Source organism: Streptomyces sp. NPDC016845 (assembly GCF_044332585.1).
Classification (GTDB): domain Bacteria; phylum Actinomycetota; class Actinomycetes; order Streptomycetales; family Streptomycetaceae; genus Streptomyces.
Genome location: NZ_JBIRPI010000002.1, coordinates 520,578 through 542,482, shown reverse-complemented (window position 1 = coordinate 542,482; position 21,905 = coordinate 520,578). Strand labels below are relative to the sequence as shown.

The 21,905-nt window shown below is 71.8% G+C and carries 19 protein-coding genes; 5 read left to right on the top strand and 14 right to left on the bottom strand.

What is annotated here, in order from left to right; translation table 11 throughout:
- Positions 1–96: 96 nt before the first annotated feature.
- The gene (locus ACH4RC_RS08540) at positions 97–1,449 is read right to left on the bottom strand and encodes a class II 3-deoxy-7-phosphoheptulonate synthase (RefSeq protein WP_398197003.1); all 1,353 of its coding nucleotides are present in this window, start codon (positions 1,447–1,449) and stop codon (positions 97–99) included.
- Between the two features lie 278 nt (positions 1,450–1,727).
- Here ACH4RC_RS08540 and ACH4RC_RS08535 point away from each other — a divergent pair, with 278 nt between their 5' ends.
- Positions 1,728–3,641: an anthranilate synthase family protein gene (locus tag ACH4RC_RS08535; protein ID WP_398197001.1), complete on the top strand. Its 1,914-nt coding sequence runs from the start codon at positions 1,728–1,730 to the stop codon at positions 3,639–3,641.
- Here the strand turns inward: ACH4RC_RS08535 and ACH4RC_RS08530 are convergent.
- The 5 genes from ACH4RC_RS08530 to ACH4RC_RS08510 all read right to left on the bottom strand — a co-directional run bounded on the left by ACH4RC_RS08530 (position 3,575) and on the right by ACH4RC_RS08510 (position 8,619).
- On the bottom strand, positions 3,575–4,588 hold the full coding sequence (locus tag ACH4RC_RS08530; RefSeq protein ID WP_398196998.1) for a 2-hydroxyacid dehydrogenase: 1,014 nt from the start codon (positions 4,586–4,588) through the stop codon (positions 3,575–3,577). The two genes, ACH4RC_RS08535 and ACH4RC_RS08530, sit on opposite strands and share 67 nt — an antisense overlap.
- A gap of 78 nt (positions 4,589–4,666) precedes the next feature.
- Positions 4,667–5,695 carry a 6-phosphofructokinase gene (locus tag ACH4RC_RS08525; RefSeq protein WP_398196996.1) on the bottom strand — a complete coding sequence of 343 codons (1,029 nt, stop codon included), beginning with the start codon at positions 5,693–5,695 and terminating at the stop codon, positions 4,667–4,669.
- Positions 5,696–5,747: 52 nt separating this feature from the next.
- On the bottom strand, positions 5,748–6,395 hold the full coding sequence (locus ACH4RC_RS08520) for a response regulator (protein WP_398197864.1): 648 nt from the start codon (positions 6,393–6,395) through the stop codon (positions 5,748–5,750).
- A 185-nt stretch (positions 6,396–6,580) separates the two neighbouring features.
- Complete coding sequence (gene macS, locus ACH4RC_RS08515; protein WP_398196994.1) at positions 6,581–7,807, bottom strand: MacS family sensor histidine kinase; 1,227 nt, start codon at positions 7,805–7,807, stop codon at positions 6,581–6,583.
- Between the two features lie 38 nt (positions 7,808–7,845).
- Entirely contained in the window at positions 7,846–8,619 is a 774-nt protein-coding gene (locus ACH4RC_RS08510) for a lysophospholipid acyltransferase family protein (RefSeq protein ID WP_398197861.1), read from the bottom strand.
- 191 nt (positions 8,620–8,810) lie between these two features.
- On the opposite strand from ACH4RC_RS08510, the gene ACH4RC_RS08505 reads away from it, so the two are divergent.
- Positions 8,811–9,629, top strand: coding sequence for an alpha/beta hydrolase (locus ACH4RC_RS08505; RefSeq protein ID WP_398196992.1), 819 nt, complete (start codon positions 8,811–8,813; stop codon positions 9,627–9,629).
- The gene (locus tag ACH4RC_RS08500; RefSeq protein ID WP_398196989.1) at positions 9,622–10,356 is read left to right on the top strand and encodes a hypothetical protein; all 735 of its coding nucleotides are present in this window, start codon (positions 9,622–9,624) and stop codon (positions 10,354–10,356) included. Before ACH4RC_RS08505 ends, ACH4RC_RS08500 begins: the two co-directional genes overlap by 8 nt.
- Before the next feature lie 24 nt (positions 10,357–10,380).
- Here the strand turns inward: ACH4RC_RS08500 and ACH4RC_RS08495 are convergent, their stop codons facing one another.
- The 6 genes from ACH4RC_RS08495 to ACH4RC_RS08470 form a co-directional block, all read right to left on the bottom strand.
- Entirely contained in the window at positions 10,381–11,139 is a 759-nt protein-coding gene (locus ACH4RC_RS08495; protein WP_398196986.1) for an endonuclease/exonuclease/phosphatase family protein, read from the bottom strand.
- Between the two features lie 69 nt (positions 11,140–11,208).
- Positions 11,209–12,162, bottom strand: a complete 954-nt coding sequence (locus ACH4RC_RS08490; RefSeq protein ID WP_398196983.1) for an ROK family glucokinase — start codon at positions 12,160–12,162, stop codon at positions 11,209–11,211.
- A gap of 53 nt (positions 12,163–12,215) precedes the next feature.
- Positions 12,216–12,671, bottom strand: a complete 456-nt coding sequence (locus ACH4RC_RS08485) for a DUF5304 domain-containing protein (protein WP_398196981.1) — start codon at positions 12,669–12,671, stop codon at positions 12,216–12,218.
- A 79-nt stretch (positions 12,672–12,750) separates the two neighbouring features.
- Positions 12,751–13,866 (bottom strand): ArsA family ATPase, encoded by a 1,116-nt coding sequence (locus ACH4RC_RS08480; protein WP_398196978.1) that lies wholly within the window; start codon positions 13,864–13,866, stop codon positions 12,751–12,753.
- Positions 13,867–14,137: 271 nt separating this feature from the next.
- Positions 14,138–14,581 carry an SRPBCC family protein gene (locus tag ACH4RC_RS08475; protein WP_398196975.1) on the bottom strand — a complete coding sequence of 148 codons (444 nt, stop codon included), beginning with the start codon at positions 14,579–14,581 and terminating at the stop codon, positions 14,138–14,140.
- 94 nt (positions 14,582–14,675) lie between these two features.
- Positions 14,676–15,437, bottom strand: a complete 762-nt coding sequence (locus ACH4RC_RS08470; RefSeq protein ID WP_398196972.1) for a metallophosphoesterase — start codon at positions 15,435–15,437, stop codon at positions 14,676–14,678.
- A gap of 353 nt (positions 15,438–15,790) precedes the next feature.
- Between ACH4RC_RS08470 and ACH4RC_RS08465 the strand changes: the two genes are divergently transcribed.
- Positions 15,791–17,587: an AMP-dependent synthetase/ligase gene (locus tag ACH4RC_RS08465; protein ID WP_398196970.1), complete on the top strand. Its 1,797-nt coding sequence runs from the start codon at positions 15,791–15,793 to the stop codon at positions 17,585–17,587.
- 326 nt (positions 17,588–17,913) lie between these two features.
- Here ACH4RC_RS08465 and ACH4RC_RS08460 read toward each other — a convergent pair whose 3' ends face one another.
- The gene (locus ACH4RC_RS08460) at positions 17,914–19,062 is read right to left on the bottom strand and encodes a glycosyltransferase family 4 protein (protein WP_398196967.1); all 1,149 of its coding nucleotides are present in this window, start codon (positions 19,060–19,062) and stop codon (positions 17,914–17,916) included.
- A 92-nt stretch (positions 19,063–19,154) separates the two neighbouring features.
- Between ACH4RC_RS08460 and ACH4RC_RS08455 the strand changes: the two genes are divergently transcribed.
- On the top strand, positions 19,155–20,414 hold the full coding sequence (locus ACH4RC_RS08455; protein ID WP_398196965.1) for a glycosyltransferase 87 family protein: 1,260 nt from the start codon (positions 19,155–19,157) through the stop codon (positions 20,412–20,414).
- Between the two features lie 248 nt (positions 20,415–20,662).
- Here the strand turns inward: ACH4RC_RS08455 and ACH4RC_RS08450 are convergent, their stop codons facing one another.
- Positions 20,663–21,868 (bottom strand): hypothetical protein, encoded by a 1,206-nt coding sequence (locus ACH4RC_RS08450; protein ID WP_398196962.1) that lies wholly within the window; start codon positions 21,866–21,868, stop codon positions 20,663–20,665.
- Positions 21,869–21,905 lie beyond the last annotated feature (37 nt).

Genomic DNA, 21,905 nt, shown 5'->3' with positions numbered 1-21,905 from the left:
CCGTCCGACCGGAAGCGCAAAAGCGCCGTGGGGCGCGGATCCTTGTGATCCGCGCCCCACGGCGCTTTCAGTCCTACTCGACGCAACGAAGCGTGCTCACTGATCGCGGTACATCTCGGCGACGAGGAACGCGAGGTCCAGTGACTGGCTACGGTTAAGCCGCGGGTCACAGGCCGTCTCGTATCGCTGGTGCAAATCATCGACGAAGATCTCGTCGCCGCCGCCGACGCACTCGGTGACGTCGTCACCGGTGAGCTCGACGTGGATGCCGCCCGGGTGCGTGCCGAGCTCCTTGTGGACCTCGAAGAAGCCCTTGACCTCGTCGAGCACGTCGTCGAAGCGGCGCGTCTTGTGCCCGGAGGCGGCCTCGAAGGTGTTGCCGTGCATGGGGTCGGTGACCCAGGCGACGGTGGCGCCGGAGGCGGTGACCTTCTCGACCAGCTCGGGCAGCTTGTCGCGGACCTTGTCGGCGCCCATGCGGACGATGAAGGTGAGCCGGCCGGGCTCGCGGTCGGGGTCGAGGCGCTCGATGTACTGGAGCGCCTCCTCGGCCGTGGTCGTCGGGCCGAGCTTGATCCCGATGGGGTTGCGGATCTTGGAGGCGAACTCGATGTGGGCGCCGTCGAGCTGCCGGGTGCGCTCGCCGATCCAGACCATGTGGCCCGAGACGTCGTAGAGGTTGCCGGTGCGCGAGTCGACACGGGTCAGGGCCGACTCGTAGTCGAGGAGCAGCGCCTCGTGGGAGGCGTAGAACTCGACGGTCTGGAACTCGGCCGGGTCGGTGCCGCAGGCGCGCATGAAGTTCAGCGCGTTGTCGATCTCGCGGGCGAGCTGCTCGTAGCGCTGGCCCGACGGGGACGACTTCACGAAGTCCTGGTTCCAGGCGTGGACCTGGCGCAGGTCGGCGTAGCCGCCGGTGGTGAAGGCGCGCACCAGGTTCAGCGTGGAGGCGGACGCGTGGTACATCCGCTTCAGGCGGTCGGGGTCGGGGACGCGGGCGGCCTCGGTGAACTCGAAGCCGTTGACGGAGTCGCCGCGGTAGGTCGGCAGGGTGAGCCCGTCGCGGGTCTCGGTCGGCTTGGAGCGCGGCTTGGAGTACTGGCCGGCGATGCGGCCGACCTTCACGACCGGCACCGAGGCGGCGTACGTGAGCACGGCGCCCATCTGGAGCAGCGTCTTCAGCTTGTTGCGGATGTGATCGGCGGAGACGCCGTCGAAGGCCTCGGCACAGTCGCCGCCCTGGAGGAGGAACGCCTCTCCCTTGGCGACGGCCGCCAGGCGGGCGCGCAGCTGGTCGCACTCGCCCGCGAAGACGAGCGGCGGATACGACTCGAGGTCCGCGATCACATCGCGCAGAGCCTCGGCATCCGGGTACTCGGGCTGCTGCGCCGCGGGCAGGTTTCGCCAGGTGTTGCCAGCGCTGGCGCTGGTCTTAGCGTTCACGGTCACCTCGACAACATTACGGGGTCATGACGGGCGTCCAGGCCCCCGCTCATCTTTTGAGACAGGTGAGAGCCGGCCGCCCCACATGAGCCGGGGTTCGGGTACGGTTGCGCCCATGTTCGCGCAAGCGCTGACCCGCACCTGGTGGTGGACCGCATATCCGGCGGCCCACTGACTGCGCGTTTCCGAACCGCGAAGGCCGCCCGAGGGGCGGCCTTCAGTCGTTTGTGACGGGGCTGTTCCTCCGAACCGATCCGAATCCGGAACCGGAAGGAACAGCACCCATGTCCGTACTGGACGAACTGCTCGACGACACCCGCCCCTTCGCACTGCTCCGCAGGCGCGCCCCCGGCCACGACCACGACACGGTCGAGGTCCTCATCGGCCCGACCCAGGAGTACGACCGCCTGGCGGACATCCCGGAGGGCCTGGCCCTGGTCCCGTTCCGGCAGATCAGGGAGCGCGGCTTCGACGTGCGGGACGACGGCACCCCGCTCACGGTGCTGACGCCGGAGGAAACACGAGAGATTCCCCTGGAAGAAGCCCTCGCCGCACTCCCTCACCACGACGTGACCGTCCGCGACGGCGCCTTCGACGTCGACGACGCGGCATACGCAGAGATCGTCGGGCGTGTCCTGGACGACGAGATCGGCCGGGGCGAGGGCGCGAACTTCGTGATCCGGCGGACGTACGAGGGTGACATCCCCGGGTTCTCACGGGCCGACGCGCTCGCGCTGTTCCGGCGCCTGCTCGACGGCGAGCGGGGCGCGTACTGGACGTTCGTCGTGCACACGGGCGACCACGCGGGCGGACGGACGCTGGTCGGCGCGAGCCCGGAGGTCCACGTGCGGATGTCCGGCGGCACGGTCGTGATGAACCCGATCAGCGGCACGTACCGCTACCCGGCCGCCGGCCCCACCCCCGACGACCTGCTCGGCTTCCTCGCCGACGGCAAGGAGATCGAGGAGCTGTCGATGGTGGTCGACGAGGAGCTGAAGATGATGTGCACCGTCGGCGACATGGGCGGTGTCGTCGTCGGCCCGCGCCTGAAGGAGATGGCGCATCTCGCGCACACGGAGTACGAGTTGCGCGGCAGGTCGAGCCTGGACGTGCGCGAGGTGCTGAAGGAGACGATGTTCGCGGCGACGGTCACCGGGTCGCCGGTGCAGAACGCGTGCCGGGTGATCGAGCGCCACGAGGTGGGCGGGCGCGGCTACTACGCGGGGGCGCTCGCCCTGGTCGGCCGGGACGCCGGCGGCGCGCAGACCCTGGACTCCCCGATCCTGATCAGGACGGCCGACATCGACGCGGGCGGCCGGCTCCGGGTACCGGTCGGCGCGACGCTCGTACGGGGTTCGGACCCGGCGGGCGAGGTCGCGGAGACGCACGCGAAGGCGGCCGGGGTGCTTGCCGCGCTCGGCGTGCGGCCGGGGCGCCCGCGTGAGGAGAGCGCGCGGCCCGCGCTCGCCGACGACCCGCGCGTACGGGCGGCGCTCGACGGGCGCCGGTCGGCCCTTGCCCCGTTCTGGCTGCGGATGCAGGAGCGGGACGGGGAGCTGAGCGGGCACGCCCTCGTGGTGGACGGCGAGGACACGTTCACGGCGATGCTGGCGCACGTGCTGCGTTCGTCGGGGCTCGACGTGACGGTGCGGCGCTACGACGAGGAGGGCCTGCGGGAGGCGGTCCTCGCGCACGAGGGCCCGCTCGTGCTCGGCCCGGGGCCGGGCGACCCCTCCGACCTCGCGGACCCGAAGATGCGGTTCCTGCGGTCGCTGACGGCGGAGGTGATCGCAGGGCACCGCCACGGCGTGCTCGGCGTCTGCCTCGGCCACGAGCTGATCGCGGCCGAGCTGGGCCTGGAGACCGTCCGCAAGGACGTGCCGTACCAGGGCGCGCAGACCGCCATCGACCTGTTCGGCCGGTCGGAGACGGTCGGCTTCTACAACAGTTTCGTGGCCCGCTGCGACGACGACGCGGCGCTCGAACTGGCCGCGCACGACGTCGAGGTCAGCCGGGACAAGGCCACGGGCGAGGTGCACGCCGTACGGGGTCCGGGCTTCGCCGGGGTGCAGTTCCACCCGGAGTCGGTGCTGTCGCTGCGCGGCGCCGGGATCGTACGGGAGCTGATGGCTCAGCTGGTGACGGAGGGGGACTCGGCCGGGACCAGCACGTTCTCGGAGCGGCGCCCCGCGAGGTAGTCCAGGACGTTGTCGACCGTGGTCTCGACGATCTGGCCGACGGCGTCCGAGGTGTAGTACGCCTGGTGCGAGGTGACCAGGACGTTCGGGAAGGTGACGAGGCGGGCCAGCGTGTCGTCGTCGACGATCTCCAGGGACTTGTCGAGGAAGAACAGGCCCGCCTCGGCCTCGTACACGTCGAGGCCGACACCGGTGAAGCGGCCCTCGCGCAGCTCGGCGACGAGGGCCTTGGTGTCGACGAGGCCGCCCCGGCTGGAGTTGACCAGGATCGCGTCGTCCTTCATGGCCCGCAGGGCGGCGGCGTCGACGATGTGCTCGGTGGAGGGCAGCAGCGGGACGTGCAGGCTGATCAGGTCGGCCTCGGCGAAGAGGCGGTCCTTGTCGACGTACTTCATGCCGAGCTCGACGCACTCCGGGTTCTCGGCGACGTCCCAGCCGAGCAGGTTCATGCCGAAGCCGTGCGCGATGCGGGTGAAGGCGGCGCCGATCTTGCCGGTGCCGAGGACGCCGACGGTGCGGCCGCGCATGTCGCGGCCGAGCAGCCCGTCGAGGCGGAAGTCGAAGTCGCGGGTGCGGTTGCTGGCGCGGACGATGCGCCGGTTGACGGCCATCGCGAGGGTCCAGGCGAACTCGGCCACCGAGTACGGCGAGTAGTACGAGACCCGCGCGACGGTGAGGCCGAGCCGCTCGGCGACCTCCAGGTCGATGTTGTTGAAGCCCGTGGAGCGCTGGGCGATCATCCGCGTGCCGCCCTCGGCGAGGGTCTGGAGCACGTGATGGTTGAGGGTCGCGTTGACGCTGGTGCAGATGATCTCGTAGCCGGCGGCGATGGGCGCGGTGTCCTCGTTGAGGAAGACGTCCAGGCAGCGGACGTCGTGGTGGCCTTCGAACGCCTTCTCGATGAGGGGCTTCTCGTCGGACTGCACGCCGAATGCGAGGATCTCCATACGCGTGAGTCTATGTAGACCCCCGTCACACGGCACCCGCAGCCTGTGCCCCTTGCCTCGGCCGCGCCTCGCCTCGCCTCAGCCGAAGAAGACGCCCACCTCCTCGTAGAGGGCCGGATCGACCGTCTTGAGGCGGGCCGTCGCCTCCGCGATGGGCACGCGCACGATGTCCGTCCCCTGCAAGGCGACCATCTTCCCGAAGTCCCCGTCCCGCACCGCCTCGATCGCGTGCAGCCCGAAGCGCGTGGCGAGCCACCGGTCGAAGGCCGAAGGGGTACCGCCCCGCTGCACATGCCCGAGGACCGTGGTGCGCGCCTCCTTCCCCGTACGCTTCTCGATCTGTTTGGCCAGCCACTCCCCCACGCCGGAGAGGCGCACGTGCCCGAAGGAGTCGAGGGACTCGTCCTTGAGCACCACGTCCCCGTCGCGCGGCATCGCCCCTTCGGCGACGACCACGATCGGCGCGTACGACGACGTGAAGCGGGAGGTCACCCAGGCGCAGACCTGGTCGAGGTCGAAGCGCTGCTCGGGGATGAGGATGACGTTGGCGCCGCCCGCGAGCCCCGAGTGCAGGGCGATCCAGCCCGCGTGGCGGCCCATGACCTCGCAGACGAGGACGCGCATGTGGGACTCGGCGGTGGTGTGCAGCCGGTCGATCGCCTCGGTGGCGATGCCGACGGCGGTGTCGAAACCGAAGGTGTAGTCGGTGGCGGAGAGGTCGTTGTCGATGGTCTTCGGTACGCCGACGGCCTTGATGCCGTACTCGTCGGTGAGCCGGGCGGCGACCCCCAGGGTGTCCTCGCCGCCGATCACGATGAGCGCGTCGACCCCCTGCTCGGCGAGGGTCTCCCTGACGCGCCGGATGCCGTCCTCCGCCTGGAGGGGGTTGGTGCGCGAGGAGCCGAGGATGGTGCCGCCGCGCGGCAGGATGCCGCGGACCGCCGGGATGTCGAGCCGCACGGTGGCGTTCTCGAGGGGCCCGCGCCAGCCGTCCCGGAAGCCGACGAAGTCGTAGCCGTACTCCTGGACGCCCTTGCGGACGATGCCCCGGATGACGGCGTTGAGCCCGGGGCAGTCGCCGCCGCCGGTCAGTACTCCGACCCTCATCGCGTAACTCCCTTGTCACGGTGAGCAGTTGGAGCAACTGTCCCGCGCGGGGTCACTCGTCGTCCAGACCCCGTTCGATGGCGTAGCGGACGAGTTCGACCCGGTTGTGGAGCTGGAGCTTGCCGAGGGTGTTCTGTACGTGGTTCTGCACGGTGCGGTGCGAGATGACCAGGCGCTCGGCGATCTGCTTGTAGCTGAGGCCCTTGGCGACCAGCCGCAGCACCTCGGTCTCCCGGTCGGTCAGCTCGGGCGCCTTCGGTTCGTCGGCGTCGGGCGCCGGGGCGGGCTCGGAGGCGAGGCGCCGGTACTCGCCGAGGACGAGACCGGCGAGGCCGGGCGTGAACACCGGGTCGCCGACGGCGGTGCGGCGCACGGCGTCGATCAGCTCCTCGGTGGAGGCCGACTTCAGCAGGTAGCCGGTGGCGCCGGACTTGACCGCCTCCAGGACGTCGGCGTGCTCGCCGCTCGCGGAGAGGACCAGGACCCGCAGCGAGGGGTCGGCGCCGACCAGTTCCTTGCAGACCTGGACACCGGGCTTGGCGGGCAGGTTCAGGTCGAGGACAAGGACGTCGGGGCATGCCGCCCGCGCGCGGCGCACCGCCTGTTCGCCGTCGCCCGCGGTGGCGACGACGCCGAACCCGGCAGCCGCGAGGTCACGGGCGACGGCGTCGCGCCACATGGGGTGGTCGTCGACGACCATGACCTTGATCGCGGCCCGCGCGCCGTCACCACCGTCGCCGTTGCCGTTTCCGCCGTTTCCGCCGTATCCGCCGTTTCCGCCGTGCCCGCCGTGCCCGCTGTTTCCGCCGTGTCCGCCGTGCTGCTCGTACATCGCTCCGGTCCCGCCTTCCCCCGTGTCGTCCATGTCTGTGCCGTATCTGCGCGTCAGGTCTTCTTCGGTACGGTCAGCTCGACCTCCGTGCCCTGACCCGGCACCGAGACCAGCTCGGCGGTGCCGCCGATGTCGCGCAGCCTGCCGCGGATGGACAGGGCGACGCCGAGCCTCCCCTCGCCCTCGGCCTGGGCGAGCCGCCCCTCGGGGATGCCGGGACCGTCGTCCCGTACGGTCACGATCACCGCGTCCGGGTCGTCCTCGACGAGGATCCACGCGTGCGCGTCCGCGCCCGCGTGCTGCCACACATTGTCCAGGGCGGCGCTGACCGCGGCGGCCAGTTCGCGGGCGGCCGCGGGCCGCATCAGGACCGGGGCGCCCGGCTCGGAGAAGGTCACGCGGGCGCCCGCGTGCCCGGCGAGCAGGGGCCGCAGGTCACGGCGTTCCGCGGCGTCGGCGTCAGCGGCGTCCGCGGCCCGCTCCGGTTCGTACACCGTACGGACGACCGCTCCTTGCGCGGCGTCCTCGGAGGCGCGGGAGGCCGGGGTCAGACCGCCGGCGACCAGGGTGCGCAGGGCGACCTCCTGCTCGCCCGCCATCCGGCCGATCTCGGCGGCCTCGCCGCCCAGGGCGTTGCCGCGCCGCTGCACCATGGCGAGGACCTGGAGGACGCTGTCGTGGATGTCGCGGGCGAGGCGCTCCCGCTCCCGCGTCGCCGCCTCGATCTCCAGGGCGCGGGCGAGGGTGCGCTCGGAGGCGCGGGCCACCTCGACGACGTAGCCGATGGCGATGGAAGCGATGCAGACGAGCAGCACGTTGTGCAGGGTGCTGCGGCTCAGGACGCCGCGCTGGACCACGTTGGCGACGCCGACGAGCAGGGACGCCGAGGCCGCCCAGCGCCAGCCGCCCTTGAGCGCCCAGGCGAGGACCGCGCCCGCCGTCCATATCGACGGCAGGGTCGAGCCGCCGGTCACCGCCCGCTCGTGGCCCGCGACCGGCGAGAGCAGGATGCCGGCGACGGCGATCGTCAGGTCGGCGGCGAGGAACCGCTTGGTGCAGCGCCCGGCGCCCGACACCTGCGGCAGCGTCGCGAGGGTCCACACGGCCATGACGGCGAAGTAGCCGACGGCCACCCAGGGCCGCTCGTACACCTCGTACGCGGAGGCGAAAAGGCCGATCGCGTACAGCATGGTGAGGACGCGGTAGCCGAGCAGGGCGCGCCACAGCGGCTGCTCCACCGACATCCGTACGACCCGCTCGCGCCTGACCGTGCTCCCCATGATCCCTGCCCCCCGTGCACCGCTCGAACGGCCGGCGGCTAAGCGCCGCCCCGTTCCTTGTGCGCATCCCTGTGCGCTTCTTTCTGCGCATCCTTGTGCGCATCCTTCTGTGCTTCCTTCTGTGCTTCCTTCTCGGCCTTGGCCGCCTCCGCGATCTGCCGCTTCGCGGCGGTCGCGTACATGTCGACGTACTCCTGACCGGAGAGCTTCATGATTTCGTACATGACCTCGTCGGTCACGGCCCGCAGCACGAACCGGTCGCCCTCCATCCCCTGGTAGCGGGTGAAGTCGAGCGGCTTGCCGATGCGGATGCCGGGGCGCATGAACTTCGGCATCACCTTGCCCGGCGGCTGGATCTTCTCCGTGTCGATCATGGCGACGGGGATGACCGGCGCACCGCTGGCGAGCGCCACGCGCGCGAGGCCGCCCGGCTTGCCCCGGTAGAGGCGGCCGTCGGGCGAGCGCGTGCCCTCGGGGTAGATGCCGAACAGCTCGCCGCGCTCCAGAACCTCGAGGCCGCTCTTGATCGCGGCCTCACCGGCGCCGCGCGAGCCGGAACGGTCCACGGGCAGCTGGCCGACGCCCTTGAAGAAGGCGGCCGTCAGCTTGCCCTTCACGCCGGGCGTCGTGAAGTACTCGGCCTTGGCGATGAACGTGACCTTGCGGTCGAGCATGGCCGGCAGGAAGAACGAGTCGGAGAACGAGAGGTGGTTGCTGGCGAGGATCGCGGCCCCCTCGGCAGGGATGTTCTCGATGCCCTCGACCCACGGCCGGAAACCGAGCTTCAGCGGCCCCCCGATGGCCACCTTCATTGCGCCGTAGATCAACCCACTGCCTTCCCTCGTCCGAGGTTCAGACCTTAACCCGCGGGGCCGCCCGGGGGCCCGACGACCCTGGTCGGTGTCAGTCCGGTCGCGTACGGTGAGGAGCACGTCTTTCCCGTCTTCACCCGTCCTCCGCCTCTTCCGCCGCTTCCACGGATTTCACGAACTGGAGACCGAAGGTGCCGGTCCTTCCCGGAGCCGAGCCGTACCGCCATGACGGCGGCGAGGTCGGCGTCCTCCTCTGTCACGGCTTCACCGGATCACCCCAGTCGCTCCGCCCCTGGGCCGAACACCTGGCCGGGCAGGGCCTGACCGTCTCGCTCCCGCTGCTGCCGGGCCACGGCACCCGCTGGGAGGACATGGCGGTCACCGGCTGGCAGGACTGGTACGCGGAGGTGGACCGCGCCCTGCGCGACCTCACGGAGCGCTGCTCGCAGGTGTTCGTCGCGGGCCTGTCGATGGGCGGCGCGCTCGCGCTGCGCCTCGCGGCCCGCCACGGCGACCAGGTGGCGGGCCTGGTCCTGGTCAACCCGGGGAACAAGCTGCACGGTCTCGCCGTGCACGCTCTCCCGGTGGTCCGGCACCTCGTCCCGTCGATCAAGGGCATCGTCGACGACATCGCCAAGGAGGGCTCGCACGAGCTCGGCTACAGCCGGGTGCCGCTGCACTCCGCGCATCAGCTGCGCCGTTTCTTCCAGGTCGTGGACCGGGAACTGCCGCAGGTGACCCAGCCGTTGCTGCTGCTGCACAGCGCTGTGGACCATGTGGTGCCGCCCGCCGACTCCGCGCGCGTGCTGAGCCGCGTCTCCTCCAGGGACGTCACGGAGATCGTGCTGGAACAGAGCTACCACGTCGCGACGTTGGACCATGACGCGGACCGGATCTTCGAGGAGAGCCATGCCTTCATCGCCCGGCTCGCCCCCAGTGTCGGCAAGATCCCCAGCGAGGGCGTGAGCGGGCCCGGCGAGGGCGCGGAAGGGACGGCCAGCAGTGGCTGAACAGGAGCGGCGGGAGCCGGAGAGCCCAGACAGCTCGGACAGCCCCGACAGCCCGGACGGCGGCAAGGGGCAGGAGTCCGGGGCGGCCGGGGCGGCCGGGGCCGGGCAGCCCCAGCGGGACGAGGAGGAGCAGAGCGCGTTCCCGCTCGACGAGGACGCCGTGTGGGCGCAGATCGTCGCGGGGTACGGGGAGGAGCCGCCGGACCCGCCGGGCGCGAAGCCGTTCAAGTCGGTGGAGGACCTGGCGCTCCTGGAGCCCGACACGAACACGACACCTTCGGCGGCCCCGGGCAGGGCGGACGAGGACGAGGCGGACGGGCATCCGAAGAAGGACCTGAAGGCCGACAAGGACCCCAAGTCCTCCACCGGCCCGCTCGGCTCCTCGGTCTCCTTCGCCCCCGGCGTCGGCGGCGCCATGCCGGGCCCCCGCGACCACACCCCGGCGGCCCCGTCCGACGACGACTTCGACGCGGACGACGAGGGCCACTTCGTGCCGCCCGAGCCGCCACCGATCCCGGAGGCGGACGTGACGGCCCGGTTCGCCTGGCTGGCCGTGATCGGCGGCCCGGTGCTGCTGCTCGCCTCGGTGCTGCTCGGCTGGTCGATGACATGGTGGCTGGCGACGCTCTGCATCGGCGGCTTCCTGGGCGGCTTCGCCACGCTGGTCGCCCGGATGCAGTCGGACGACGACGAGGACGACGACCCGGGGCGCGGAGCGGTGGTCTGAAGAGAGCAGGGGCCCGAGGACCGTTCAGCGGGCAGTGGCAGGGATCTTGAGGGCGGCCAGGACCGGCAGATGGTCCGTGGCCGCCCTCAGCTCGTCCTCGGGCAGGCCGGCCGGAACCCCGCAGCCCAGGATCTCGATGCCCTTGGTGGCGAGGATCGCGTCGATCCGCTGATGGGGGTCGGCCGGGGTCGAGGTGTACTCGCGCCCCCAGGGCCGGGTGGCCCACGCGTCGTTCAGGGCGGCGGCCAGGCGCCGGAAGGTGCGTCCGTCGGGGCGCTCGTTGAGGTCACCGCCCGCGACGACGTGCTCGACGCCCGCGTCCCGCAGAGCCTCGACGCGGTCGAGCAGCAGCCCGCCCTGCGCGTACCGCTCCTGCTTCGACAGGCTCAGATGGCAGCTGACGACGCCGAGCCGGGCGCCGCCGAACCGTACGACGGCGGTGGCGAAGCCGCGCCGGTGCAGCCCGGGGGTGAGCGGCAGCAGCACGTCCTCGGTGTGCTCCACCGTGGCCCGCAGCGAGCACAGCAGGGCCGGGCCCGCCGCGCTGCCACCCCCGGAGAGGTACACCAGGCCGGAGGCGCGGGCCAGCCGGGCGAGCTGCTTGCGCCAGCGGAAGAAGCGCGGCGCCTCCTGGACGAGGACCAGGTCGGGGGCGCACGCCTTCATGACGCGGGCCAGGGCGACGGGGCTGTCGCGCATCGAGCGGATGTTGTAGCTGAGGACGCGGATGACGGCCGAACCGTCGGGTTCGGTACGGGAGTTGGGCAGCGTGCCGGAGTCCATGAAGATCAAGATACGCCGGTGCCCGCCGTCCCCGGTGGGAACGACGGGCACCAGAGGTCGCGCCGGGCGTCACATGACGGGGTCGGGCTCCCGCGCCAGGTCGGCGGCGCCCACCATGCCCGCCTTGTTGCCGAGCTGGGCGGCGATGACGTCGGCCACCGGCCGCCAGTTCCCGCCGACGAGCCAGCGCTTGTAGCTCTTGCGGATCGGGTCGAGGACCAGCTCGCCCTCGTCCGACAGACCGCCGCCGACGATGAACGCCGAGGGGTCGAAGAGCGAGGCGAGGTCGGCGAGGCCGGCCCCGGCCCAGCGGGCCAGCTCACGGTAGGAGTCCACGGCGACCAGATCGCCCTGGCGGGCGGCCATGGAGATGTGCTTGCCCTCGATGCCCTCGGGGGTGCCGTCGCCGAGCGAGAGCAGGTACTCCGCGTTCTCCGGCGTCGCGTTCGCCCGCTGCTTCGCGTAGCGGACCAGGGCGCGCCCGGAGGCGTACTGCTCCCAGCAGCCCTGCGAGCCGCAGCCGCACAGCAGGCCGTCCGGCACCATGCGGATGTGGCCGAACTCGGCGGCGACGCCGAAGTGGCCGCGGCGCAGCTTGTTGCCGATGATGATGCCGCCGCCGAGGCCGGTGCCGAGGGTGATGCAGATGACGTTGCGGTGGCCCTTGCCGGCCCCGAACTTGTACTCGCCCCAGGCCGCCGCGTTCGCGTCGTTCTCCACGACGACGGGCAGGCCGACGCGTGCCTCGACCTTCTCCTTCAGCGGCTCCTGACGCCAGTCGATGTTGGGCGCGAAGTACACGGTGGAGCGCTGACGGTTGACGTAGCCGGCGGCGCCGATGCCCACGCCCACGATCTCGTGCCCGGCCCTGGCACCTTCCACGGCCGAGGCGATCGCGTCCACGATCCCGTCAGGCGTGGAAGGCGTCGGCACCTTGAACGTGGAGAGGATGTTGCCCTCCTCGTCGACCACGCCGGCCGCGATTTTCGTGCCGCCGATATCGACGCCGATGGTGAGTCCCATGAATCCCTCAGTTCGGTCGAGCCCCGCTAGGGCCCACCGTACCTGAGGGCTGTTCAGTCGAGGTCGATGTGTTCCCCGCCGGGGCCTTCGTCCGCGGGCGGCTCGGGGGCCTGTGCGCCCTGGGCCCCCTGCGTCCAGCGGCGCTCCTGCGTCTCGACGGCGGAGCGGTAGGCGGCGAGCAGCTCGGACCCGGCGGCGGCCAGATGGTCGAAGACGTCGGAGTTGCGCTCGATGACGGGCTCGACGACGGAGCGGGCCTGGCGGACGAACTGCTTGGCGACCTGCTCGGCGGTGCCCTGCGCGACCGCGCCCAGGAACGGGGCCTGTATCCCGGACAGCTTGTCGGTGACCGCGTCGACGAGCTTGCGCAGCTCCTCGGCGGCCGAGCCGGGAGGCGCCCCGTACTCGGCCCTGCGGCGGGCCTTCTCCGCCGCGAGATCCTCGGCACAGGCCTGCTCCCAGGCGTCGGCGTCGACACGGGGTGCGGACTGCTCGGTGGCGTCGCTCATGACGGCTGACTCCTGCGGAGAGCGAAGGACAGGTGGAAACGCTGACCCCATCGACGGTACCCGAACGGGTGCGCGCAGTTCACCGGGTCTGCGGCCACAGATCCGGGTCGGGCGCGAACCGCACGCACAGCTCACCGTCGGTCAGCCCGGCCCCCGCGACGGTGCAGCGGCGCAGCGCCGAGGGCAGCGGAACGATACGGCGGAACGCTCCCGCCCCGACGACGATCTCGTTCCCGCGCCGGATCAGCGTCAGCTCCTCGCGGACGGCGCCGGGCAGCGGGATCCGCCACACGAGCACCCCGTCGTCGGCGATGCGGTCCTCCATGGGCCAGGGGCCACGGGGCCCGGGGACGCCCGGGGACGGCACGTCAAGGGCGTCGAAGTCGTCCCGGCCGCTCGGGTCGTGACCGAGATGAGGTATCTCGTACGCGCCCGGCCACTGGCCGACGATCTTGCGCTGCCGGGCGGCGGCGTCGGCCAGCCACGGGTCGGTGGACCCGTCGGGCAGCATCCGGTTGGCGAGCAGCGCCTCGGTGCGCAGGCCGAGCAGGGCGAGCCCGGTGCCGGTGGCGCGCAGGATCTCGGCGGCGGCCAGGGTGGGTTCGGCGACCAGGCGTACGAGGGTGGAGTCGGCGTCGATCACGGCCTGCGCGGCGGCGAGCTCCGCGTCCCAGCGGGCGGCGGCCTCGTACAGCCCCTCCGTCGGCATCGGCACCCCGGCGAGCCGGCCGAGGACGGGGCGCAGGGCGCGGGCCGCCTGGCGCTCCGCGGGCAGGAGGCGACGCAGGTAGCGGCGCAGCTGTTCGGGCAGGGCGAGCGCGGCGACGGCGCGCGGCGCGGCAGGCATGTCGACGACGACCAGGTCATGGTCGGCCTCGGCACTGTCGCGCAGGGCCCGCAACAGCGCGAGCTCCTCGCTTCCGGGCAACGGGGTCAGCTCGTCGGCGTCGAGCTTGGCGGCTCCGAGCAGATCGAGCGCGGACCCGGCCCGCTCCTGGAGCGCGAGCAGATCCTCGCGCAGCCGTTCGGAGGGGACGAGCCGGGTGACCTCGACCCCGGGAAGCTCCTGCCCCGGCAGGGCGTCAGCGCTGATGAGATGCGTACGCAGCCCGTCCCGGGCGGCCTTGAGGGCGGTGGCGACAGCAAGGGTGGTACACCCGGAACCACCGGGCCCGGCGACGAAAAGGGTACGCATGGGAGTCGAATCTACCTGGGCCTCAGCCCACCCAGACCCGCGAAAAACCACGCCCCACAACTGAGACCGACCCGCACGGGGAAACACCGCCAGGGCCGCGAGGAACCGCGCACCTCATCTGAGGCCGACCCGCACGGGAGAACACCCCCAGGGGCGCGAGGAACCGCGCACCCGCAGATCAGCGGGCCCGCACGGGGAGACACCGCCAGGGGCGCGAGGAACCGCGCACCTCAACGGAAGGCGACCCGCACGGGAGAACGCCGCCGGGGCGCTACGCCGGCCCGCCCGACTCCACCCGCTTCTTCAACCCGGCAAGGGCTCGGTCGATGATGACCTTCTCCGCCTTGCGCTTGATCATCCCAAGCATGGGGATCTTGACATCGACGGTGAGGGAGTACGTGACCTCGGTCCCGCCACCCGCGGGCTTCAACACGTACGACCCGTCGAGCGACCGCAGCATCTGGGACTTCACGAGCGTCCAGGACACCTCGTTCTCACCGGCCCAGGTGTACTTGAGGGTCTGGTCGTCCTTGATCGCCCCGGCGTCCATGACCAGCCGGACCTGCTCGGCGCGGCCGGCCTCGTCGGTCGCGAGGACCTCGGACTCCTTCACCTCGCCGGTCCAGTCCGGGTAGCGGGCGAAGTCGGCGATGACCCCCATGACATCGGCCGGCGCCGCCTCGATCGTAATGCTCGAGCTGGTGTGTTCCGCCATCGCGGTGGCTCCTCCAGATGCGGTCCGGCGTGCGGGCGTGTGTCTCGCGTAGGTGCAGTGCAGTGCAGGTTATCGCGCGGAGAAGGCCCCGCCGTCACCACTCCAGGGCCCACGGCCGCCCCGTACTCGCGAAGTGGCCGACATTCACGCACTCCGTGGCGCCGATCCGCATCCGCCGGGCGAGCGGCTGATGGACGTGGCCGAACAGCGAGTAGCGGGGCCTGGTCCGGCGGATGGCCTCCAGGACGGCCCGGCTGCCGCGCTCGAAGCGCCGCGCCACGGTGTCGTAGACCAGCTCCGGGACCTCCGGCGGGATGTGGGTGCAGAGGACGTCGACCTCGCCGACGGCCTCGATCTTGGCGGCGTACTCCTCGTCGGAGATCTCGTACGGGGTGCGCATCGGGGTGCGCAGGCCGCCGCCGACGAATCCGAAGACCCAGCCGCCGATCTCCACCCGCTCCCCGTCGAGCACGGTCGTGCCGGGGCCCGCGTACTCACTCCACAGCTGCGGCATGTCGACATTGCCGTAGGTGGCGTACGTCGGGGTGGGGAACGCGGCGAACATCTCCGTGTACTGCTTGCGGACCGCTTTTTCGATGGCGGGGCGCCGGTCGATGCCCGCCCACAGCTCGGCCCCGAGGGCGCGCGCCTCGTCGAAGCGGCGGGCGGTGCGCAGCTCCACGAGCCGGTCGGCGTTCTCCTCCCCGAACAAGTCGGGAAAAATGCCGCGCGAATGATCGGCGTAGTCGAGGAAGAGGACCAGGTCACCGAGGCAGACGACGGCGTCGGCACCGTCTCCCGCCCGTGCGAGGTCGGTGGAGTTTCCGTGCACATCGCTGACCACATGAACGCGCATGCGATCACCCTAGGACGACCGGCCGACCACTCGAAAGTGGGGAGCGGAAGGTGATCACAAGGCCCGGACCTGCGGTTACTTCCGAGTCATCGGACACGTGGACTACTCTGCGCTGAGCACCGCCGTGACGTGTGACGCAGCGAACATCTGGCTCGGACCCCCTACCGAAAAAGCAGTACCGGTGGGTAACGTCCGGGCAGTCCAGTCGTGCTCAGTTCAATCAACGAGTCGCCAGACCGACCGATCAGTCTGTCGGCGTCCGTCGGTGAAGCGCTGAGCACCTGCCCGATCTTGGACCGCACCGACGCATCGCACAGAGTCGTGGCGCCGGCGCCTTATGAGGAGCAGCAGTCTTGCGCGAGTTCAGCCTTCCGGCTTTGTACGAGGTCCCTGCGGACGGCAATCTGACCGATATCGTCCGCAGAAACGCCGCGCAGCATCCGGACGTCGCCGTCATCGGCCGCAAGGTCGGCGGTGCCTGGCAGGACGTCACCTCCGTCGAGTTCCTCGCCGATGTGCGGGCCGCCGCGAAGGGCCTGATCGCCGCGGGCGTCCAGGCGGGCGACCGGGTCGCCCTCATGTCCCGTACGCGCTACGAGTGGACGCTGCTCGACTTCGCGATCTGGAGCGCGGGCGCGATCACCGTCCCCGTGTACGAGACGAGTTCGGCCGAGCAGATCCAGTGGATCCTCGGCGACTCCGGCGCCGTCGCGATCGTCGTCGAGTCCCCGGCGCACGCCGCGTCCGTCGACTCCGTACGCGGCCGGCTCCCCGAGCTGCTCCACATCTGGCAGATCGAGGGCGGCGGCGTCGACGAGCTGCGCCGCGACGGGGCCGGGGTCCCCGACGCGACGGTCGAGGAGCGCAGCCGGGTCGCGAAGGCGGACGACCCCGCGACGATCGTCTACACCTCCGGCACCACCGGCCGCCCCAAGGGCTGTGTGCTCACCCACCGCAGCTTCTTCGCCGAGTGCGGCAATGTCGTGGAGCGCCTGAAGCCCCTGTTCCGTACGGGCGAGTGCTCGGTGCTGCTCTTCCTCCCGGTCGCGCATGTCTTCGGGCGCCTCGTCGAGGTGGCGTCCCTCATGGCGCCGATCAAGCTCGGGCACGCGCCCGACATCAAGAACCTGACCGACGAACTCGCCGCGTTCCGCCCCACCCTGATCCTCGGTGTGCCGCGCGTCTTCGAGAAGGTCTACAACTCGGCGCGGGCCAAGGCGCAGGCCGACGGCAAGGGCAAGATCTTCGACAAGGCCGCGGACACGGCGATCGAGTACAGCCGGGCGCTGGACACCCCGAAGGGGCCGTCGTTCACGCTGAAACTCAAGTACAAGACGTTCGACAAACTGGTCTACAGCAAGCTGCGCGCGGTCCTCGGCGGGCGCGGCGAGTACGCCATCTCGGGCGGCGCCCCGCTGGGTGAGCGGCTCGGCCACTTCTTCCGCGGCATCGGCTTCACCGTCCTCGAGGGGTACGGCCTCACCGAATCCTGCGCCGCGACCGCCTTCAACCCGTGGGACCGGCAGAAGATCGGCACGGTCGGGCAGCCGCTGCCCGGGTCCGTGATCCGCATCGCCGACGACGGCGAGGTCCTGCTCCACGGCGAGCACCTGTTCACCGGCTACTGGAACAACGAGGGCGCGACGGAGGAGGCGCTCGCCGACGGCTGGTTCCACACCGGTGACATCGGCACGCTCGACGAGGACGGGTACCTCCGGATCACCGGGCGCAAGAAGGAGCTCATCGTCACGGCGGGCGGCAAGAACGTCGCCCCGGCCGTGATCGAGGACCGGATCCGGGCGCATGCGCTGGTCGCCGAGTGCATGGTCGTCGGGGACGGGCGGCCGTTCGTCGGCGCCCTCGTCACCGTCGACGAGGAGTTTCTCGGCAAGTGGGCCACGGACCACGACAAGCCGGCCGGTTCCTCCGTCGCCTCCCTCCGGGACGACGCGGATCTGCTGGCCGCGATCCAGACGGCGGTCGACGACGGCAACGCGGCGGTCTCCAAGGCGGAGTCGGTCCGGAAGTTCCGCGTCCTGGGCGCCCAGTTCACGGAGGAGTCCGGCCATCTGACGCCGTCCCTGAAGCTGAAGCGAAACGTTGTGGCGAAGGATTACGCGGACGAGATCGAGGCGATCTACCGCGGGTGACCGGGTCAGCCGCCCACGCGCCGTAGGTGGATCTGCCGTCGCGCGACCGCGCCTCTCGTCGTGGCTGGTCGCGCAGTTCCCCGCGCCCCTGAAGGCCTGCGGCTACGCCGCGCCTTCAGGGGCACACCTGTTGACCACACCTGTTGAGCACACCTGTGGGACACAGCTACGGGTGCCCCGCGAGTGGCCTGAGATGGCGCACGAAGTGCGCATCTCAGGGGCGCGGGGAACGGCGCGACCAGCCACGACGAGACCCGCGGCCCGCGATGAACCACGACGGGCCAGGCAGCCCGCGACCAGCCACGACGGTGTCGCGCCCGCGAAAGCTACAGCAGGCCCCTCAGCCTCTCCGCAAGCAGATCCCACCGCCACCGTTCCTCCACCCAGGCCCGCCCCCGCGCCCCCATCCGCGCGCGCAACTCCGGGTCCAGCAACAGCGCCACGACCCGGTCCGCGGCCTCCTCGGGCACACCCCCGCGAACGACCCACCCCGTCTCCCCGTCCAGAACCGCGTCGGGCGCGCCCCCGGAATCACCGGCGACCACGGGCAGCCCCGTCGCGGACGCCTCCAGGTACACGATCCCGAGCCCCTCGACGTCCAGCCCCGCACGCCGCGTCCGGCACGGCATGGCGAACACGTCACCGGCCCCGTAATGCGCGGGCAGTTCACCCCAGGGCACGGCCCCCGTGAACCGCACGGACTCCGCGACGCCGGTCGCCTCCGCCAGCTCCCGCAACTCCTTCTCGTACGGCCCCCCACCCACGATCAGCAGCACCGCGTCCGGCACCTCGGCCAGAATCCGCGGCATCGCGAGGATCAACGTGTCCTGCCCCTTGCGTGGCACGAGCCGCGACACGCAGACCACGACCGGCCGCTCCGAGAGCCCGAGCCGCGCCCGCACCTCGTCCCCTCCCGACCCGGGGTGGAACGTCTTCTCGTCGACGCCGGGAGGCAGTTGCACCATCCGCGAGGCCGCCGCGGGCGACAGCGCCGCCGCGATCCGCGAGCGCGTGTACTCCCCGAGATAGGTAACCGTGTCCGTGGACTCCCCGATCCGCCGCAACAGCGACCGCGAGGCCGGGAGCTGCGCCCACCCCGCCTCATGCCCGTGCGTCGTCGCGACGATCCGCCGCGCCCCCGCCCTGCGCAGAGCGGGTGCCATGAGGCCGAGCGGCGCGGCCGCCCCGAACCACACCGACGTACAGCCGTGCTCCTGCAACAGGCCCACCGCGCGCCGCGTCACGCGCGGCGTCGGCAGCAGCATCGTCGTACGGTCGCGTACGACGGTGAACGGCTGCTCCGCGTCGAACGCGGCGGTCGCCTCAGTCCCCTCCCGGCCCCGCTTCCACGTGGACGCGTAGACGACGAGCCGCTCGGGGTCGAGGCGCAGCGCCATGTTGTGCAGGAACGCCTGGATGCCACCGGGCCTGGGCGGGAAGTCATTGGTCACGACGAGCGTCTTGTTGTGGTGCATCGCCGCCGACAGTACCGAACCGCCTCGCGCGCGCACGCCACGCCGCCTCGGTCCATGGCCACCGCACAGTTCCGCCCGGCATGATGGTTCGAATGAAGACGCGAATCCCCGCGGCGGCCCTCGCCACCTGGGCGCTGACCAGGACGCTGCTGCTGCTGTGCGTCTTCAAGGTCGTGGTCGTGCCGGGCCCGGACGTCACGAGCGACGTGTCCGTCATCTACCAGGGCTGGTACGACGTCCTGCGCACGGGGACGTTCCCGCTGGACGACGTCACCTGGCAGTACCCGCCGGCCGCCGCGGTCGCGATCCTCTCCCCCGCGCTGCTGCCGTTCCTCTCCTACCCCGCGGCGTTCTTCCTCCTGGCGTTCCTCGCGGACGCGGTGGTCTTGCTGATGCTGCTCCACGTCACCGAGCGGCGCGGCATGGCGCGGCGGGGTCTGTGGGTGTGGGTGGCGGGCCTGCCGCTGCTCGGGCAGACGGTGTACGCGCGCTACGACGTGATGGTCGCCGCCGTCGCGGTCGCGGCGCTGCTCGCGGCGGCCCGGCACCCGAAGGCGGCGGGGGTGGTGGCCGCGGTCGGGGCGATGCTCAAGGTGTGGCCCGCGCTGCTGCTGCTCGGGGTCCGGCGCGGCCGGGCGACCCGGGAGGCGTGGGGCGCGGCGGCGCTGACGGCGGGCGGGGTCGCGGTGACGTTCGCCATCGCCATGCCGGGCGCGTTCGCGTTCCTGACGTTCCAGCGGGACCGGGGCACGGAGGTCGAGTCGCTCGGCTCGCTCGTCTTCCATGTGGCGCGCCGGTTCGGCTGGTCGGGGACGGTGCAGCTGAACTACGGGTCGGTGGAGTTCCTGGGCCCGTACGTGGATGTGGTCAGCGCGCTCGCGCAAGGACTGACCGTGGCCGCGTGCGGCTGGCTGGTGCTGTGGCGGCTGCGGGCCCGCGCCTGGCAGCCGGCCACGCTCGCCGACGCGGCGCTGACGGCGGTGCTCCTGTTCACGACGACGAGCCGGGTGATCAGCCCGCAGTACATGCTGTGGCTGGTCGCTCTCGCGGCGGTGTGCCTGCTGTTCCGTGACAGCCGGATGGTGCTGCCGGTGTGGTTCGTGCTCGCCGCGACGCTGGTGACGTTCCTGGAGTTCCCGGTCTGGTTCGCGCACGTGGTGGCCAGCGATTCCCTGGGCGTCACGCTCCTCCTGCTCCGCAACGGTCTCCTCGTCGCCGCCACCCTGACCGCCTGCCACCGCCTGTGGCGCGCGACGGTGACCGAACCCCGCCGGGCCGCTCACCCGGCCCTCCCGCCTCAACCGTCCCGCGCCACCCTCGGCGACGCGACGTCCCCCTCCCCGCCCTCCTGACGGGGCCGCCGACGAAGCCGTCCGCAAGAGGTGCGCCAGCGCTCCGCACACCCCGGGCAGGCCCCACAGCCCGGACAGCCGGACGGCGGCGGGCGGTTGCGACGCCGCGCCGCGCCGTGTGGATCGCGGCGGCCTGCCGGACGCGTAGAACGCCATCGTCGCGACGTACAGCACCCGAGCGCGCCTGGCCGCGCGAAGCGCTCACCGAGCCGAGCTGCGCCGAGCCGAGCCGAGCCGAGGCCGACCGGCTAGTCCGCCAGCTGGTCACGCACATACGTCCGCCAGCGCGCCACGAACTCCTTCTCGTCGATCCCGAGGACGTTCTGCAGGGCGCTGTCCACCGCGCCCGTCCGCTGCTTGTGTTCGCCGACCGCCCGGAAGAAGGCGTTGAGTCTCGCCTCGCCCCAGCGCTCCGCGATCATCCGGCAGGCCAGCCACCCGGACTCGTACGCCTGCGCGAGCTTGCTGGAGTCGCCGCTGAACCCGAAGTCGGCGTCCTCGGGCAGCGTGGCGGGCGGCGTGCCTTCCTGCACGGCCCGCTGCAGCTCGGGGGCGGCCTGTCCGGCGGTGCGGCCGGTGCCGCGGTAGCCGGTCCAGTCCGCGTACCCCTCCGACAGCCACAGCGGGGTGGCCGGTGAGGTGACGGCGCGGGTCGCCACGTGCGCGGTCTCATGGGTGAGGACGACCTGCTTGCCGAAGGCGCCGAGCACGCCGTACGCCTCCGGGTTGATGATCACCCGGTCCGCGGGCGCGCTGCCCGAGCCGCCCGCCTCGCCGGTGGTGACCGCGGCGATCCCCTGGTAGGCGGAGGCGGGCGAGCCGAGGAGCCCGCCCATGCCCTCAAGGCTCTTGGGGACCAGGACGACGACCTTGCGGGCCCAGCCGGTCCCCCAGGCGTCGGTCACCGCGGGCACGGCGTCGTCGGAGAGTTCGGCGTAGGACGCCAGGACCGACCGCTGCTGGCCGACGCCGAGCACCAGGCTGTGCGCGCCCTTCACCGCCGTGACCTTGCCCTGCTCCCAGAGCTGCTGCCCGGACTTCTCGGCGGGCTCGTCGTCCACGACGCGCCAGCGGCCGTCCTCGCGCTTGAGGGTCAGCGTCCGCTCGGCGACGACCGGCGCCTCGTCGTACCCGTCGACGCGGTAGCGCAGCTCGGCCGAGGCGCTGACCCGCGAACCCGAACCGTCGAGCCGGGTCAGCTTGTACGTCCAGGAGTCCAGCGGCACCGCGGCCATGTCGAGCAGCAGATACGGATCGGCGCCGCCGGTCGCCCGGTACGCGGCGGCGTCCTTCTCCAGGACGGCGGCGGCCCGGCGGTCCAGGACCCGCTGCACAGCGTCCGTACGGGAGTCCGGCGGCGCGGCGTCCCCGCCGCAGCCGGACAGCCCGACGAGCAGGGCGCCGAGGGCCACGATCCGCCCCGCCCCGCTCACCGCACGCCGTCGACCAGCCATCTTCCCGATCGTACGGCGTGCCGGGCGAGCGTGGCTC

Excerpts from the sequence above, each read along its gene's own strand:
- ACH4RC_RS08510 (WP_398197861.1), bottom strand. The coding sequence starts at position 8,619 with ATGAAGGTGGCCATCGGGGGGCCGCTGAAGCTCGGTTTCCGGCCGTGG.
- ACH4RC_RS08530 (WP_398196998.1), bottom strand. The coding sequence starts at position 4,588 with ATGGAGATCCTCGCATTCGGCGTGCAGTCCGACGAGAAGCCCCTCATC.
- ACH4RC_RS08495 (WP_398196986.1), bottom strand. The coding sequence starts at position 11,139 with ATGGACTCCGGCACGCTGCCCAACTCCCGTACCGAACCCGACGGTTCG.
- ACH4RC_RS08485 (WP_398196981.1), bottom strand. The coding sequence starts at position 12,671 with ATGAGCGACGCCACCGAGCAGTCCGCACCCCGTGTCGACGCCGACGCC.
- ACH4RC_RS08450 (WP_398196962.1), bottom strand. The coding sequence starts at position 21,868 with ATGGCTGGTCGACGGCGTGCGGTGAGCGGGGCGGGGCGGATCGTGGCC.
- ACH4RC_RS08520 (WP_398197864.1), bottom strand. The coding sequence starts at position 6,395 with ATGGTCGTCGACGACCACCCCATGTGGCGCGACGCCGTCGCCCGTGAC.
- ACH4RC_RS08525 (WP_398196996.1), bottom strand. The coding sequence starts at position 5,695 with ATGAGGGTCGGAGTACTGACCGGCGGCGGCGACTGCCCCGGGCTCAAC.
- macS (WP_398196994.1), bottom strand. The coding sequence starts at position 7,807 with ATGGGGAGCACGGTCAGGCGCGAGCGGGTCGTACGGATGTCGGTGGAG.
- ACH4RC_RS08455 (WP_398196965.1), top strand. The coding sequence starts at position 19,155 with ATGAAGACGCGAATCCCCGCGGCGGCCCTCGCCACCTGGGCGCTGACC.
- ACH4RC_RS08480 (WP_398196978.1), bottom strand. The coding sequence starts at position 13,866 with ATGCGTACCCTTTTCGTCGCCGGGCCCGGTGGTTCCGGGTGTACCACC.
- ACH4RC_RS08460 (WP_398196967.1), bottom strand. The coding sequence starts at position 19,062 with ATGCACCACAACAAGACGCTCGTCGTGACCAATGACTTCCCGCCCAGG.
- ACH4RC_RS08535 (WP_398197001.1), top strand. The coding sequence starts at position 1,728 with ATGTCCGTACTGGACGAACTGCTCGACGACACCCGCCCCTTCGCACTG.
- ACH4RC_RS08490 (WP_398196983.1), bottom strand. The coding sequence starts at position 12,162 with ATGGGACTCACCATCGGCGTCGATATCGGCGGCACGAAAATCGCGGCC.
- ACH4RC_RS08470 (WP_398196972.1), bottom strand. The coding sequence starts at position 15,437 with ATGCGCGTTCATGTGGTCAGCGATGTGCACGGAAACTCCACCGACCTC.
- ACH4RC_RS08475 (WP_398196975.1), bottom strand. The coding sequence starts at position 14,581 with ATGGCGGAACACACCAGCTCGAGCATTACGATCGAGGCGGCGCCGGCC.